Genomic DNA, 14,783 nt, shown 5'->3' with positions numbered 1-14,783 from the left:
AATGTCGGTCACGCAAACCACGCTCACAATTCGCACGCAAGGGCAGGGGCCTTACGAAATCACTGCGGCGCTCCGCCGCGAGCTCGCGAAGACAAATTTTAAAACCGGTGTCGTGACAGTGTTTTGTCGGCACACCAGTTGCAGTTTAGTCACGATGGAAAACGCTGATCCTTCTGCGTGGAACGATCTCGAAGCGTGGATGAATCGACTCGTGCCGGAGCGTGATGCCCTTTTCACGCATACGTTGGAAGGCGGGGATGACATGCCCGCGCACATCAAAGCCGTGCTCACGCGCACCAGCGAAACGGTGCCGTTTGCGCAGGGCGAACTGCTGCTCGGCACCTGGCAGGGCGTGTTCTTGTGGGAACACCGCCACGCGCCGCACTCTCGTTCGATTGTGCTGACGTTTATCGGCGATTGAAAAACTGATCCCGCGCGGACTACTTCGTCGGCACGCAGATGCCGCAGTTGTTTACGAAGAAGTCATTGCCCTTGTCATCCACGAGGATGAACGCGGGAAAATCTTCCACTTCGATTTTCCATACGGCTTCCATGCCGAGTTCGGGATACTCGTGAACCTCGACTTTCTTGATACTGTCCTTCGCGAGAATTGCTGCCGGCCCGCCGATGCTGCCGAGATAAAATCCGCCGAATTTCTTGCACGCGTCCGTGACTTGTTTGCTCCGATTGCCCTTCGCGAGCATGATCATCGAACCACCGAGCGACTGAAATAAATCGACGTAGCTATCCATGCGCCCCGCCGTTGTCGGGCCAAAAGAGCCGGACGCGTAACCCGCCGGCGTCTTGGCCGGACCCGCGTAGTAAACCGGGTGATTCTTGAAATAATCGGGCAAGCCTTGGCCGGCATCGACGCGTTCCTTCAATTTCGCGTGGGCGATATCGCGCGCCACAATCATGGGGCCGTTGAGCAACACCCGCGTGGTCACGGGATGTTGGGAAAGCTCCTTGAGGATTTCCGCCATCGGGCGGTTTAGATCGATGCGGACAATCTTGTCGTCCTTAAACGCGCGCGACTCTGCGGGAATGAAGCGCCCCGGATTGAGCTCCATCTTTTCGAGAAAGACGCCGTCTTTGGTGATCTTCGCCTTGATGTTGCGATCGGCGCTGCACGACACGCCCATGCCGACGGGGCAACTCGCACCGTGCCGCGGCAGACGGACGATGCGCACATCGAGCGCAAAATATTTCCCGCCGAACTGTGCGCCGACGCCGCTTTGCTGGGCGATTTTCAAGACCTTCGCTTCGAGTTCGATGTCGCGGAAAGCGCGCCCGTGTTCGTCCCCGCTCGTCGGCAACGCATCGTAATATTTCGTGGAGGCCAGCTTCACCGTCTTCAGGCAGGTTTCCGCGCTCGTTCCGCCGATGACAAAAACCAGATGATACGGCGGACACGCGGCGGTGCCGAGTAGCTGCATTTTATCCGCGAAGAATTTTTCGAGGCTCTTCGGATTGAGCAGCGCTTTGGTTTCTTGGAAAAGGTAAGTCTTGTTCGCAGAGCCGCCGCCTTTGGCGATGAACAGGAATTTGTAAGCGTCGCCTTCGATCGCGTAGAGATCGATCTGCGCGGGCAGGTTGGTGCCCGTGTTGACTTCATTATACATGTCGACGGCCGACGTCTGCGAGTAGCGCAGGTTTTCCTTCGTGTAGGATTCGTAAACGCCGCGCGACAGCCACTCGGCGTCGTTTGCCCCTGTCCAGACTTGCTGGCCTTTTTTGCCCATGATGATCGCCGTGCCCGTGTCCTGACACATCGGCAAAATCCCACCGGCGGCGATCTCGGCATTTTTCAAAAGGGTGAGCGCCACGTAACGATCGTTCGCCGACGCCTCAGGGTCGCTCAAAATCGCGGCGACTTGTTCGAGGTGTCTCGGGCGAAGATAAAATGAGCAGTCATGAAACGCCTCGCGCGCGACGTAAGCCAGCGTCTCGGGCGTGATCTTCAAAATCTCGCTGCCTTCGAACGTCGTCGTGGAAACACCTTCTTTGGAAAGCAGGCGATATTCCGTGTCGTCCGATCCGAGCGCGAACGTGTCGTGATACGAGAAAGCAGGCGTGGGCATGACAAATCACTAACCCAACATTCGCCGAAATCAACGCGCCGCAGCGAAAGGTCAGACCTATTATCGCCCGGCGTGTGAGCGATAATTATGCCTACAGGATTTTCAGCTTCGGCAGATCCTGCACGTCGATGTAGCCCACCGGCTTCTTTTGCGCGTCGAGCGCCATGAGGTCGGAGATCTTGAATTGCTGGAAAATTTTCAACGCTTCAACGGCGAGCACGTCGGCGGACACGCTGCGCGGGTTGCGCGTCATGTAATCCGCGACCTGCTTTTGCAGAAAATCAGCCGCCCCGCTCAACGCGCAGCGACGGAAATCGCCATCGGTGAAAATCCCGGTCATGACGCCTTGCGCATCTACGAGCGCGACCGCACCGGCCTTGGCCTTGGTCATCGTGAAAATGGCTTCCTGCACCGTCGTGCCGGTTTCATTCAGCACGGGACAAGCGGCTCCTGTGCGCATGATGTCTTTTACGCGGAGCAACAGGGTCATGCCCAGTGTGCCGGCGGGATGATACTTCGCAAAATCCTCACGAGTGAGGCCGCGGCTTTCGAGTAACACCATCGCGAGTGCGTCGCCCAACGCGAGCGTGGCGGTCGTGCTGGCGGTGGGTGCGAGTTCCAGCGGGCAAGCCTCGCGCGGCGCGCGATAGATCAACCGATAGTTCGCTCCGCGCGCGAGTTCACTTTCGGGCGAGCCCGTCATCGCGACGGTCTTCAAACCGAAACGTTCGAAAAGCGGGAGTAGTTGCAGCATCTCGCGACTCGCGCCGCTGTTGCTGAGTAACAACACCAAATCGCCTTCCGCGCATAGCCCGAGATCGCCGTGCAACGCCTGCGTGGGATCGAGAAAACAAGTCGGCACTCCCGTGCTGTTAAACGTGCCGGTCAGCTTCTGGGCAATGTGGGCATTTTTGCCGACGCCGGAGATGATAAGCTTATGGCCGCCGGCGATCACCGTTTCCACCGCGCGAACAACGGCGACGAAATCCTGATTCAAAATCACCGCCGTCGCATCAAGCGCCTCGCGCTCGATCACGAAACAATTACGGGCTTTGGCGAGGATGGTCTGGTCGTCGAGCGGCATCTAATTCTTGTGTTGGCGGAACGCGGGCGCAAACCTAGCGGTCGTCTATTCTCGTTCAAACCATTTCCCTTCATTGCTTCTCTCCGTAAAACAGTTCCGCCGTTGCTCGCTCCTTTTCGCCAGCGTAGTGATGTTGTGGCTGGCCGGTTGCGCCGAAAGCGAACGTTTTTCCTACGCGACTGAAGCGGACGAACCCAACTACCGCGAAGGCATTGCCCTGTTAAAAACCGGGCGTAAGCAGGAAGCACTGGCGGCCTTCATGAAGGTGATCAGCAAGCGCGGCGACGATTCCGCCGAATCGCACCTGGAAGTCGGGTTGCTTTATCTGCAGCACATCAATGATCCGCTGTCCGCGATCTATCATTTCAAAAAATTTCTCTCCCTTCGCCCCAACAGCCCGCAGGCCTCGCTGGTGAGACAGCGCATCGATGCGGCCACGCGCGATTTTGCCCGCACGCTGCCGGCGCAACCGTTGGAAAATCAACTCCAGCGCGTCGACCTCGTCGCGACGCTCGACCGGCTAAAGCACGAAAACGAGTCGATGAAGGAAGAACTCGCGAACTTGAAGGCGGGGCGCGGAGTTTCAGTGACGTCGCAGCCGCTCGCTCAAGAAACGGTGCCCGTCGCCGTCGCGAACGAGCCCGAAGCGGTGGCCTCCGTGTCGTTGGAATCTTCGCCCGAATTCAGTTTTAACGTGCCCACGGTGCGCACGCGGCGGCAGGCCAATCTGCCGGAGGTTCGTGTGCCGCCATCGGCTCCGCAAACTCCGCCACCCGCTCCGAAGTCCGCGGCCAGCGCGCAACCGCAGCCACAACCCAAGACGGCAACGCCGGCAGCCGCGCCGGTCGCGGGCGGCAAACGGCACATTGTGCGTCCTGGCGAAAATCTTTCGCAGATCTCGATGCAGTATTACAAAACGCGTTCGAAGTGGCGCGACATCTACGCCGCCAATCGCGGGGTCATGAAGAGCGAGACCGACCTGAAAGTCGGCATGGCGTTGCGTATTCCGTAACGCCGCGCGCGCACGGTTGTTTTAAGCACGTTACTTGCCGAGCGCCTGTTCGAGATCGGCAATCAGGTCGCCCGAGTCTTCGATGCCCGTGGAAAGCCGCAGCATGTCGACCGGCGCGGGACTGCCGGCGCCTTCGATGCTCGAACGGTGCTCAATCAAGCTTTCCACGCTGCCAAGTGAAGTCGCGCGTTTCCAAAGCTGCGTGTGCGCGGCGACGGCGACGGCGGCGGCTTCGCCGCCTTTGATGCGCAATGACAACATGCCGCCGAAGCCGCCTTTCATTTGTTTGGCGGCAATTTCGTGGCCAGCGAATCCTGCAAGCCCGGGGTAAAGCACGGCTTCGATCTTATCGTGGGACTCGAAATGATCGGCGATCCGCTGGGCATTGCGGCACGCGGCGTTTACGCGAACGTAAAGCGTGCGCATGCCGCGTAAGAGCAACCACGCGTCGAGCGATCCAGGGACGCCCCCGAGTTGCGCGCGGATTTTTTTGATGCGTTGCCAGGACTCGTCGTCACGCGCGGTGGTGAGCGAGCCAGCGAGCACATCGGAGTGACCGTTTAAATATTTGGTGGCGGAGTGCATCACGATGTCCGCCCCGAAAGTGATCGGTTGCGACAACACGGGCGATGCACAGGTCGAATCCACCGCGAGCCGTGCGCCGGCTTGGTGGGCAATTTCCGCCGCGGCGGCGAGGTCGGTGATGGCCCACGTAGGATTCGCAGGCGTTTCGACCCAGACGAGCTTCGTCTTTCCACGCTGAACGGCTTTCGTGAGTGCGGCGAGGTCCGTGGTGTCGACGAATTCAATTTTTAAACCCCACTGCGTCGCAAAACCGAGCAGCCAGTTGCGCAGCGCCCAATACATCACGCGCGAGGCGACGATATGATCGCCCGGGGAAAGCGCCTGAAACACGGCAGTCGCCGCCGCCATGCCCGAGCTAAAAAGAGCGGTGGCGTGGCCGTGTTCGAGTTGCGTGAGCAGCGCTTCGGCTTGGTCGAACGCAGGATTGTCCGCGCGTGCATAGATGCGACCTGAACGGTATTGGTTATCCTCGTCGCGCAGATAAGTGGTCGCCGGATGAATGGCCGGAACGATGGCGCGGGTCTTTTCATCGATCCATCCGAGGGCTTGAGCGGCGGCGCTGGCAGGCTGCACTTTCTTAATATCCATGGCCGGACATCAGGCGCGAAATCTTGGCCAACTGCAAAGGCCGAATCAGTTTCCTCGCGGCGCGATGGTGCTCTGTATCGGGCTAACGGCTATCTGAAAAGTTTCAGGCGCATCGGGTTTGGCCGGATCGAATCCTGTGAATTCGGGCGAAATGAATTTCGCGAGTGGCAGGCCGGCCTCGCGGATGCCTTGCACAATGCACTTGGCGAGTTCGTAGGCGCCGTAGTTGTTGTGATGCGTGATGTCTTTACCGCCGTTGCTGAACGCCAGCGGTGAACGCGTCGGGCCGAGCGCCTCGTAGAACGCGCTGCTCATTTTTTCCAGATCGATGAGCGCGACTTTTTCCTCTGCCGCGACTTCGCGCACGGCTTGTGGATAGTCGCCGTGGGAGTTTTTGATTTTTCCGGCGTCATCGAAATTGCGCCGCTGCATGGAGGTCACGAGCACGGGAGTGACGTCACGCAGACGCGCCTCGGCGATGAGCGTGCGCAGGTAAGCTTTGTAGGTCGTGTGGGCTTCGACGTAAGTTTGCGGCCACTGTTTTTTAGAATCGTTGTGCCCGAATTGAATGAAGAGGGTGTCGCCGGCTTTGATCTGGCTGAGCACTTTCGCGAGGCGCAGTCCCGAGATAAACGATTTCATTGTTTCACCCGATTCGGCGTGATTGGCGACCGAAACGCCTGGAAGAAAACGCGACAGCATCTGGCCCCAACTGGCGGCAGGTTCGTAGGGTTGGTCGGTCACGGTGGAATCACCGATGAGAAAAACAGTGCACGCGTCGTCGACGCGCTCGATTTTCACTGCGCGCACGGCGGGAGCGCTTCCGTTGAATTCCAGGGTGAGTTTGTCGTCCCAACGGAACAGGCCGGTCTCGCGTTCGTTGAGCACGACCGCACTGCCGCCGGGCGCATTTTTTTCCGGAGGCGGCACGCGGCTGTTGCGCACGTTGACGATGAAAGTGCGATCGATGAATTTGCCGGAGCGCGTTACTGCTTTTTCCAACTGAAGCTGGCGCGACTCGGATTTGATGGTGGTGTCGGAAGCGGCGGCATTTTTTCCAAGGCTCACGATCACGCGATAATTTCCCTCGGGAGCGACCACGGAAAACAAAACCGGATTTGCGCCAGCGCCCGGCACGGTGCCGAGGTCGTATCCGTAGCCACGCTCCGTAGTGAAACTGTCGGTAGCTTTTACGCTGATGGTCTGCGCATTTTCACTGAGGGAGTCATCGAAACTGAAACTCCAACTCGAAGTCACGGGTGCCGCAGGTAGCGACATCACCAGCGAAAGGAAGGCCGCGATTGAAGAAATTTTTTGAGATAAACGCATTGGGGTGAGCGATGGATTGACCGTGATCGTCAGTTCACGCGACGGCAAAGCGCTAAACTGCTGACAGTCAAAAACGGGGCGGGCGATGGAGTGAGTTTTCGAAATCGTGAATTTTTCTCTCCCGAGTGAACTTCATGAAAAGCTGCGGGTCATATCTCCCACGGGTGAACCGGCTTGTTTGCGCGAGTGAGTTCCCTTCAACCCTAGCTCTAACCTAACCCACCCATGAATAAGCCTGCTTCCCTCGCACTCCTCATCGTCGGCATAATCCTGATCATCTACGGGATTAGCGCCTCGGACTCCATTGGCTCGAATATTTCCGAAGCCTTCACCGGCGCTCCCACTGATAAAACTATCTGGCTGCTCGTAGGCGGCATTATCTGCGGCGTCACTGGCCTGATCGGCGTTTTGCGCAGCGGCACAAAATCCTAAATAGCCGGTCTCAATTCTCAGTGCCTTTCTGTCATGTTACTCACCTACGCTCTCCTCTTCCTGCTCCTCGCGTTGATCGCGAGCGTGCTGGGATTTGCCGGGGTGTCGGTGGCGGCGACGATTATTGCGGCGGTGTGTTTTGGGTTGTTTCTCGGACTTTTTCTCGACGCGGTGGCGCGAGGGAAAAGAGATCGCGAAGAACATAGCCATCACCACCGGCACGGCCACGAGCACTGAGTGATAATGTGGCTTTAATTCTCAACACCGGCGGAAATGCCGGTGTTTTTTTATGACGGCGTGCGCATTGGCTCGCTGAATGACTTTGCGTAAGAACAAAGAAGCATGCCACGCACGTCCCGTCGCACGTCTGTTTTCACCGAATCGCTAATTCGCGAAATGACCCGCGTCGCGCTGCGGCATGGTGCGGTGAATCTTTCCCAGGGCTTTCCTGATTTTAATCCTCCGCAAGTCGTCCTTGATGCGGCCAAAGCGGAGATGGATGGCACGAATCACCAATACGCCATGACCTGGGGCGTGCCGGCGTTGCGCGATGCTCTCGCCGCGAAGATCACGCGTTTCACCGGATTGCCGTGTGACCCGGATAAAAATCTCATCGTCACCTGCGGTGCAACCGAGGCGATGATGGTGGCCGTGATGACGGTCGCGGACGTCGGCGATAAGATCGGGCTCTTTGCGCCGTTCTACGAAAACTATAGCGCGGACGCGATTCTCTCAGGCGTCACGCCGGTGTTCGCGAAACTGAACCCGCCGAATTACGATTTCGATCTTGCTGAGGTCCGCAAAGTTTTCGCGAGCGGCATCAAAGCGTTCATCCTTTGCAATCCCTCGAATCCCTGCGGCAAAGTCTTCACACGCGCCGAGCTCGAGCAAATCGCCGCGCTCGCGCAGGAGTTCGACGTGTGGATCATCACGGACGAAGTTTACGAGCACATCGTCTTTGGGGATCACAAGCATCACTACATGTCAGCGATTCCCGGCATGGCGGAACGCACGGTGATGTGCAGCTCGCTCTCGAAGACATTCGCGATCACGGGCTGGCGACTCGGCTACGTCTATGCTGCGGCGGAATTCGTCAACCAAGGCCGCAAGGTCCACGATTTTCTCACGGTGGGCGCCGCCGCACCGTTGCAGCACGCGGTGGTCGCAGGCTTGAAATTGCCTGACAGCTACTACGCCGGTCTTACCGCAGGATACGCCGCGCGGCGCGAAATCCTGCTGGGGTATCTCAATCAAACCGGACTCACGTATTCAGAGCCGCAAGGTGCATACTTCGTGATGGTGGACATTTCCGCCTTCGGCTACGCCAACGATGTCGAGTTTGCTCACTGGATGGCCAAAGAGATCGGCGTCGCCGGCGTGCCGGGCTCGGTGTTTTTCCACACTCCGGAGCACCGCTACATCCGCCTGAACTTCGCGAAGAAAGACGCCACGCTCCACGCGGCGGGCGAGAAGTTGCTCAAGCTAAAGCGAGGGTAGGGCCCGACCTCCGGGTGGGCCGGTAGGGGCGGTTATCCTTAACCGCCCTTGGGTTGTCAGCCCGATAAAGCCCTGAATACGCGACGAATATCCTGAAGGTCGGTTAGGGATAACCGACCCTACCTTTACACCGCGTTTTTCGAAGACTAGTTCACCGCGCCAATCGCTTCGTCCAGCACGGCGAGTAGAAAGTCGGCGTCGGCTTTCGTGATGTTCATCGGCGGCGCAAAACGAATCGTCTGGCCCCAGAGACCGCCTTTGCCGAGCAACAGGCCCAGCTCGCGCGCGTTTTCGACCGCTTGCGCGCACGCTTCTTTGTTTGGCTCTTTCGTGGCGCGATCTTTGACGAACTCAATGCCGAGCATCAGACCTTTGCCGCGGACATCGCCGATGATTTTATATTTTTCCTTCAGCTTGTTCAGGCCGGCGAGGATGTAGTTGCCGAGTTCCAGACAGTTTTGCTGCGTCTTTTCGTTATCGATGACCTCGAGGACCGCTTTGCCGATCGCGGAAACCACGGGGTTGCCGCCGAACGTATTGAAATGAGTTTTCTGCGCCATGACCGCGGCGATCTTGGGCGTGGTGACGACTGCCGCGAGCGGTGCGCCATTGCCGATGCCTTTGGCCATGGTGACGATGTCGGGAATGACGCCGTGCGTTTCAAAGCCCCAGTAATGCGAGCCGGTGCGACCGAAACCGGTTTGCACTTCATCGGCGATGCACACGCCGCCGGCCGCGCGCACGTGTTCGTAGGCGTGCTTAAGATAACCTTCGGGAAATTCCACGAAACCGCCGACGCCTTGAATCGACTCGGCGATAAACGCGGCGACTTTTCCCGACGTGGTGTAGTCGATGACCTGTTTGACATCGTCGGCGTATTTCTTGCCGGCGTCGGGATCGTCGTAACCGAAATTCCCGCGATACGGATACGGCGTCACCGCGTGATGCACGCCGAAGGAATGGGGCACGTTAAATTTCCAACCGCTGTGCGCGGTCACACCCATGCCGGCGGCGTTACCGCCATGGTAAGCGTTGCGGAGCGCGATGACGTCGTAATTTCCCGTGACGAGACGTGCCATGAGCAAGGCAAGATCGTTGGCCTCGGAACCGGAGTTGACGAAGTAACAGACCTTAAGATCACCCGGCATCTTCGAGGCGAGTTTCTCCGCGAACGCACCGATATTTGGATTCAGATAAATCGTCGTCGAGTGCTGTAGAACTTTATTCTGCTCATTCATCGCCGCCAGGATGTGTGGATGACAGTGACCCACGCTGACCGTGACAATGCCACCGAGGCCATCGAGGTAACGTTTACCGGTGCTGTCCCATACATACTGCATCTTTCCCTCCACGATCATGATCGGCTGTTTGTAATAGAGGAAGAGCCCCGGGTTCAGGTATTGCTTACGTTGCGCGAGCACTTGGTCGAGCGAAGGCCCCGAATAAGCGGCGGGCGTGTGAGACGTGGACGGGAGGGGAATGGTTTTCATTTTTAAATTAATGTGGAAATCATGAAATCAGGAACGTGAAGTTGGTTCGGTTCCTGCCGTCCAGTTTTCCACATTTAGAATTTGGGAGCGAGTCTGCGGAGGATGAGGTAAAGGAAAAATGCGATGCCAAAGCCCACGAACCATGCGTAGTGGTAGAGGCTCAGCAGAAAAGGCGACACGCCATCAGCGCTCATGAGTTTCACGGTGACTAGAAATCCCGGCAGGCTCGGCAACGCGCCCGCGAGCAAGGCGATGATCGCCACCCAACTGAAACCGCCGGAATAAGTGTAGCTGCCGGTCGAGGAGTAAAGTGCGGCGACGTTGAGCTCTTTTTTGCGCCAGACAAAATAGTCGGCGATCATGATACCGCCGATCGGGCCAAGCAGCGCGCTGTAGCCGATGAGCCACGTGAAAATGTAGCCGGACGGATCCGCGACGAGTTTCCATGGCATCATTAAAATGCCGATAATGCCGGTAATGAGTCCGCCGATGCGGAAGGTGATTTTGCGCGGCGCGAGTTGCGCGAAATCATTGGCGGGACTGACGACGTTCGCCGCGATGTTGGTTGCGAGCGTCGCGATGCACAGCGCAACCATGGCGACGATCAGCACGACAGGATTTTTGAAGCGCGTGAGCACGTCAACCGGGTCCCAGATCGTCTGGCCGTAGATAATTGTAGTGGCCGAAGTGACCGCGACGCCGATGAACGAATACAGCGCCATCGTCAGCGGGAGACCAAGCGCCTGGCCGAGCACTTGGTCACGCTGGGTTTTTGCGTAGCGCGAGAAGTCCGGAATATTGAGCGAGAGCGTCGCCCAAAAGCCGATCATGCCCGTGAGCGCGGGAAAGAAAAAGCTCCAGAATTGCCCGGCTTTGGGCTGGCCCACTTCAAACGCCGACGGCTGAGATAGAATCGGGCCGAAACCGCCGGCGGCTTTCCATGCCCACCCTAGTAGCAACAACCCGAGCGCGAGTAAGAGCGGAGCTTTGATGTTCAGCAGGAGCCGGATCGAATCGATGCCTTTGTAGATCACGAACATGTTCACGCTCCAAAACAACATGAAGCACGCGAACTCCGGTCCGCTGATTCCGAACAGCTCCGTCGCGCCCGGCGCCGCGAGTGAAGGCCAGAAGACTGCGAGGATTTTGTAAATCGCTTCGCCGCCGATGTAGGTCTGGATGCCGAACCAGCCACACGCCACGAACGCGCGCAGCAGCGCCGGGATGTTCGCGCCGAGCGTGCCGAACGATGCACGACAAAAAACGGGAAACGGAATGCCAAATTTCGTGCCGGCGTGGGCGTTGAGCACCATCGGCACGAGCACGATCAGGTTACCGAGGAAAATTGTCAGCACGGCTTGCCACCAATTCATGCCGCCGCCGATCAGTGACGACGCGAGCATGTAGGTGGGGATGCAGGCCGACATCGAAATCCATAACGCGGCAAAACTCAGCACGCCCCACATGCGGTCGCTCGCGGGCACCGGAGCAAGGTCTTCATTATAGAGATGGCTGGTGGCGATGTCGGCTTCGACATCGGGAGCGTTGGAACTCAGGCCTTCGGAAGTAGACATGTCAGAAATGACTCGGCTTGCGTTTGAGAAATTGACCGCGTCCGGTCGCGCCGCAGAAACGACCATTTTGCGCGGCGATTTGTCCGCGCACAGTGACGACACTCGCGCGACCCTCGAGCTTCCAGCCTTCGAAGGCGCTGTAGTCGACGTTCATAGCCTGTGTTTTGGCGGAGATCGTGCCGTGATAATTCGGATCAAATACGACGAGGTCGGCATCGGCACCGAGTTGAATCGAACCTTTGCGCGGGAATAAATCGAACTGCTTGGCGACCGCCGTGCTGCCGACATTCACAAACGTGTGCAGGTCGATCTTCCCGGTTTTGACGCCATAGGTGTAGAGCAGGTTGACGCGCTCTTCGAGTGACGGAATGCCGTTGGGGATTTTCGTGAAATCGTCTTTGCCCATCGGCTTCTGTTTCTCGAAATCAAACGGCGCGTGATCGGTCGCGACGGTTTGAATGAGTCCGTCGCGCAAGCCGTTCCACAGAATCGATTGGTTGCGCACGTCGCGCAGGGGCGGCGACATCACATATTTGGCCCCTTCGAAATTCGGTTTCTCGGCATAGGTTTTATCGAGCACCAAGTATTGAATAAGTGTCTCGATGCCCACGCGCACGCCGCGCTGGCGGGCGGCGATGGCTTCTTTGAGTGCTTCTACGCAACTCAAGTGGACGATGTAGGTCGCGGCGCCAGTGAGCTCGGCGAACGTCATCAAGTGATGCACGCCTTCTGCTTCGACGATCGGCGGGCGGCTTTCATGATGTTGGCCGGGATCGGTTTTGCCGGCGGCGAGCAGTTCTTTGCAGCGCTCGGAAACGAGCGTCTCGTTCTCGCAGTGAGCGGTGACGACGACGCCGAGTTCCTTCGCGAGTTTGAGTGTCCGATAGAGTTCTGTGTCGTCGATCCCGAACGCGCCTTTGTAGGCAAGGAAGATTTTAAACGAGCTGATGCCGCGCGCGACGATTTCGCGGAGTTGGGCTTCCGTGGTGTCGTTGAATTTGGTCACGCCCATGTGAAACGTGAAATCGCACGCCGATTTACCCTCGGCCTGGCTCATCCATAGATCAAACGACGCCAGGGCATCGTCCGCCCGCGACGGGCAGCACATCTCAATCAACGTGGTGGTTCCGCCCACGAGCGCAGCCTTGGAGCCGGTTTGGTAAGTGTCTTTCGAAAACGTGCCCATGAACGGCAGATAAATATGCACGTGCGGATCGATGAACCCGGGAAACACATACTTGCCGGCCGCATCGATGATCTCCGTGCCCGCGGGCGCGGAGATGTTTTTGTCGATCTTGGTGATCGTCTCACCCTCGCAGTAAATGTCGGCGACGTAGCGGCTGTCGGTCGTGATGATTTCTCCGTTTTTGATCAGAAGACTCATGGGTTTTAATTTTTAACCACAGAGACACAGAGCACCCAGAGAAACTACTTGGAGGCCTTTCTCTGTGAACTCTGTGTCTCTGTGGTTCATTTCAAATTACTTTTTCCACACGTCGCCGACGTCGCCGCCGAACCAGCGGGTGCTGACGACTTTTTGCTGGGTGTAGAATTGGATGCCTTCTTTGCCTTGGATGTGGAGATCGCCGTAGAACGACTCGTCCCAGCCCGTGAAGGGGAACATCGCCATCGTCGCAGGCACGCCGACGTTGACGCCGACCATGCCGGCTTTCACGCGCATCGTGAACTCGCGCGCGGCGCGGCCATTGTTCGTGAAAATCGCGGCGCCGTTGCCGAACGCGGATTTGTTCGCTTGTTCGATCGCACTGTCGAGGTCGTCCATGCGCATCACGTTCAACACGGGGCCGAAGACTTCTTCGCGGGCGAGGGTCATGTTATTTTCGACTCCGTCGATGACGATGGCTCCTAGATAAAACCCACGCGGAGCGTCGGCGACTTTGACGCCGCGGCCGTCAGCGATCACTTTCGCGCCTTCTTTTTCGCCGCTGGCGACGAGGCTCAACACACGGTCGCGGTGTGCCGCGGTGATGACCGGGCCCATGTCGGGCTGGGCGGCGCGGTCAGTCGGACCTACTTTGATTGCGTTCGCAGCTTTGATGAGTTCAGGCAGCACGCGATCCGCGGCTGCACCGACAGCAATTGCGGTCGAGCCCGCCATGCAACGTTCGCCCGCGCAACCAAAGGCGGCGGTGGCGAGATTCTCGACGGTCTTGCCGACGTCGGCGTCAGGCATCACGACGATGTAATTCTTCGCTCCGCCGTTGGCTTGGACGCGTTTGCCGTGCTTGATGCCGGTTTCGTAAATGTATTTTGCGATCGGCGTGGAGCCGACGAAGGAAATCGCTTTCACCTTCGGGTGAGTGAGGAGCGCGTCGACCGACTCACGTCCTCCGTGCACGATGTTAAACACGCCTTTGGGCAGACCGGCTTCTTCGAGGAGTTGACCGAGGAGCACGGCGCTCAACGGGACTTTTTCGCTGGGCTTGAGCACGAAGGTGTTTCCGCAGGCGATGGCCGTGGGATACATCCAGAGCGGCACCATCGCGGGGAAGTTGAACGGCGTAATGCCGACACATACGCCGAGCGGCATGTTGATGGTGTCGCAATCGACGCCGCGTGCGATGTTCTTGAGCGAGTCGCCAAAGAGCAGCGTGGGAATGCCGCAGGCGTATTCGACATTTTCGAGTCCGCGGAAAATCGACCCGCGCGCCTCGACGTGCGTCTTGCCGTGCTCACGCGAGACGGTCTGACAGAGCTTGTCGAAGTTCGCTTCGATGAGTTGGCGGTATTTGAAAAACACGCGCGCGCGCTCAACTGGCGGCGTATCGCGCCACGCCGGAAATGCCGCGTGTGCCGCCTCGACCGCGGCGTTTACTTCCGCGGTGCCGCCGGCGGGGCACTCCGCGATGACGTCACCGGTGGAAGGGTTAAAAACGGGCGTCGTGCCAATCTTCGGCGTGAGCCATTCACCAGCGATGTAATTGGGGCAGGGAAGGAGAGACATATTTTTGTTTTTGAACCACCGAGGCACGGAGGCATCGCAAGGTTAGTTGGAGAAAGAAGAAGGGTCGTTGAAAGTGTCTCCAACGGCGATACGTCGCGTGCGATCCATTAGTCGGGTCACATTGAAGTTGATGATTGATGCCAGCG

Annotated in this window: 13 protein-coding genes; 5 read left to right on the top strand and 8 right to left on the bottom strand. The window is 58.1% G+C overall.

What is annotated here, in order from left to right:
- Nucleotide 1 precedes the first annotated feature (1 nt).
- Nucleotides 2–421 carry a secondary thiamine-phosphate synthase enzyme YjbQ gene (locus ACRRQW_RS04685; protein ID WP_438480101.1) on the top strand — a complete coding sequence of 140 codons (420 nt, stop codon included), beginning with the start codon at nucleotides 2–4 and terminating at the stop codon, nucleotides 419–421.
- A gap of 19 nt (nucleotides 422–440) precedes the next feature.
- Here the strand turns inward: ACRRQW_RS04685 and ACRRQW_RS04680 are convergent, their stop codons facing one another.
- Together ACRRQW_RS04680 and ACRRQW_RS04675 are read right to left on the bottom strand one after the other, a co-directional pair.
- Nucleotides 441–2,081 (bottom strand): fumarate hydratase, encoded by a 1,641-nt coding sequence (locus ACRRQW_RS04680; protein ID WP_438480100.1) that lies wholly within the window; start codon nucleotides 2,079–2,081, stop codon nucleotides 441–443.
- A 91-nt stretch (nucleotides 2,082–2,172) separates the two neighbouring features.
- Complete coding sequence (locus tag ACRRQW_RS04675; protein WP_438480099.1) at nucleotides 2,173–3,165, bottom strand: KpsF/GutQ family sugar-phosphate isomerase; 993 nt, start codon at nucleotides 3,163–3,165, stop codon at nucleotides 2,173–2,175.
- Between the two features lie 73 nt (nucleotides 3,166–3,238).
- Between ACRRQW_RS04675 and ACRRQW_RS04670 the strand changes: the two genes are divergently transcribed.
- Entirely contained in the window at nucleotides 3,239–4,177 is a 939-nt protein-coding gene (locus ACRRQW_RS04670) for a LysM peptidoglycan-binding domain-containing protein (RefSeq protein ID WP_438480098.1), read from the top strand.
- A 30-nt stretch (nucleotides 4,178–4,207) separates the two neighbouring features.
- Here the strand turns inward: ACRRQW_RS04670 and ACRRQW_RS04665 are convergent, their stop codons facing one another.
- Nucleotides 4,208–5,350, bottom strand: a complete 1,143-nt coding sequence (locus ACRRQW_RS04665; protein ID WP_438480097.1) for a trans-sulfuration enzyme family protein — start codon at nucleotides 5,348–5,350, stop codon at nucleotides 4,208–4,210.
- A gap of 45 nt (nucleotides 5,351–5,395) precedes the next feature.
- Nucleotides 5,396–6,679, bottom strand: a complete 1,284-nt coding sequence (locus ACRRQW_RS04660) for a rhamnogalacturonan acetylesterase (RefSeq protein WP_438480096.1) — start codon at nucleotides 6,677–6,679, stop codon at nucleotides 5,396–5,398.
- A gap of 225 nt (nucleotides 6,680–6,904) precedes the next feature.
- On the opposite strand from ACRRQW_RS04660, the gene ACRRQW_RS04655 reads away from it, so the two are divergent.
- From ACRRQW_RS04655 to ACRRQW_RS04645, 3 genes are all read left to right on the top strand, one after another.
- The gene (locus tag ACRRQW_RS04655; protein ID WP_438480095.1) at nucleotides 6,905–7,111 is read left to right on the top strand and encodes a DUF3185 family protein; all 207 of its coding nucleotides are present in this window, start codon (nucleotides 6,905–6,907) and stop codon (nucleotides 7,109–7,111) included.
- 33 nt (nucleotides 7,112–7,144) lie between these two features.
- Nucleotides 7,145–7,348, top strand: coding sequence for a DUF1328 family protein (locus tag ACRRQW_RS04650; protein WP_438480094.1), 204 nt, complete (start codon nucleotides 7,145–7,147; stop codon nucleotides 7,346–7,348).
- Between the two features lie 105 nt (nucleotides 7,349–7,453).
- The gene (locus ACRRQW_RS04645) at nucleotides 7,454–8,608 is read left to right on the top strand and encodes a pyridoxal phosphate-dependent aminotransferase (protein WP_438480093.1); all 1,155 of its coding nucleotides are present in this window, start codon (nucleotides 7,454–7,456) and stop codon (nucleotides 8,606–8,608) included.
- 146 nt (nucleotides 8,609–8,754) lie between these two features.
- Here ACRRQW_RS04645 and ACRRQW_RS04640 read toward each other — a convergent pair whose 3' ends face one another.
- From ACRRQW_RS04640 to ACRRQW_RS04625, 4 genes are all read right to left on the bottom strand, one after another.
- Nucleotides 8,755–10,098 carry an aspartate aminotransferase family protein gene (locus tag ACRRQW_RS04640; protein ID WP_438480092.1) on the bottom strand — a complete coding sequence of 448 codons (1,344 nt, stop codon included), beginning with the start codon at nucleotides 10,096–10,098 and terminating at the stop codon, nucleotides 8,755–8,757.
- 74 nt (nucleotides 10,099–10,172) lie between these two features.
- Nucleotides 10,173–11,672 (bottom strand): NCS1 family nucleobase:cation symporter-1, encoded by a 1,500-nt coding sequence (locus tag ACRRQW_RS04635; RefSeq protein WP_438480091.1) that lies wholly within the window; start codon nucleotides 11,670–11,672, stop codon nucleotides 10,173–10,175.
- Between the two features lies 1 nt (nucleotide 11,673).
- The gene (gene hydA, locus ACRRQW_RS04630; protein ID WP_438480090.1) at nucleotides 11,674–13,056 is read right to left on the bottom strand and encodes a dihydropyrimidinase; all 1,383 of its coding nucleotides are present in this window, start codon (nucleotides 13,054–13,056) and stop codon (nucleotides 11,674–11,676) included.
- Between the two features lie 96 nt (nucleotides 13,057–13,152).
- Nucleotides 13,153–14,637: a CoA-acylating methylmalonate-semialdehyde dehydrogenase gene (locus ACRRQW_RS04625; protein WP_438480089.1), complete on the bottom strand. Its 1,485-nt coding sequence runs from the start codon at nucleotides 14,635–14,637 to the stop codon at nucleotides 13,153–13,155.
- Nucleotides 14,638–14,783 lie beyond the last annotated feature (146 nt).

The sequence above is a fragment of the Oleiharenicola lentus genome (genome assembly GCF_051660365.1).
GTDB classification, from domain to species: Bacteria; Verrucomicrobiota; Verrucomicrobiia; order Opitutales; family Opitutaceae; genus Lacunisphaera; species Lacunisphaera lenta_A.
The sequence above is the reverse complement of the archived record's forward strand: the minus strand, read 5'-3'. Positions and strand labels throughout refer to the sequence as shown.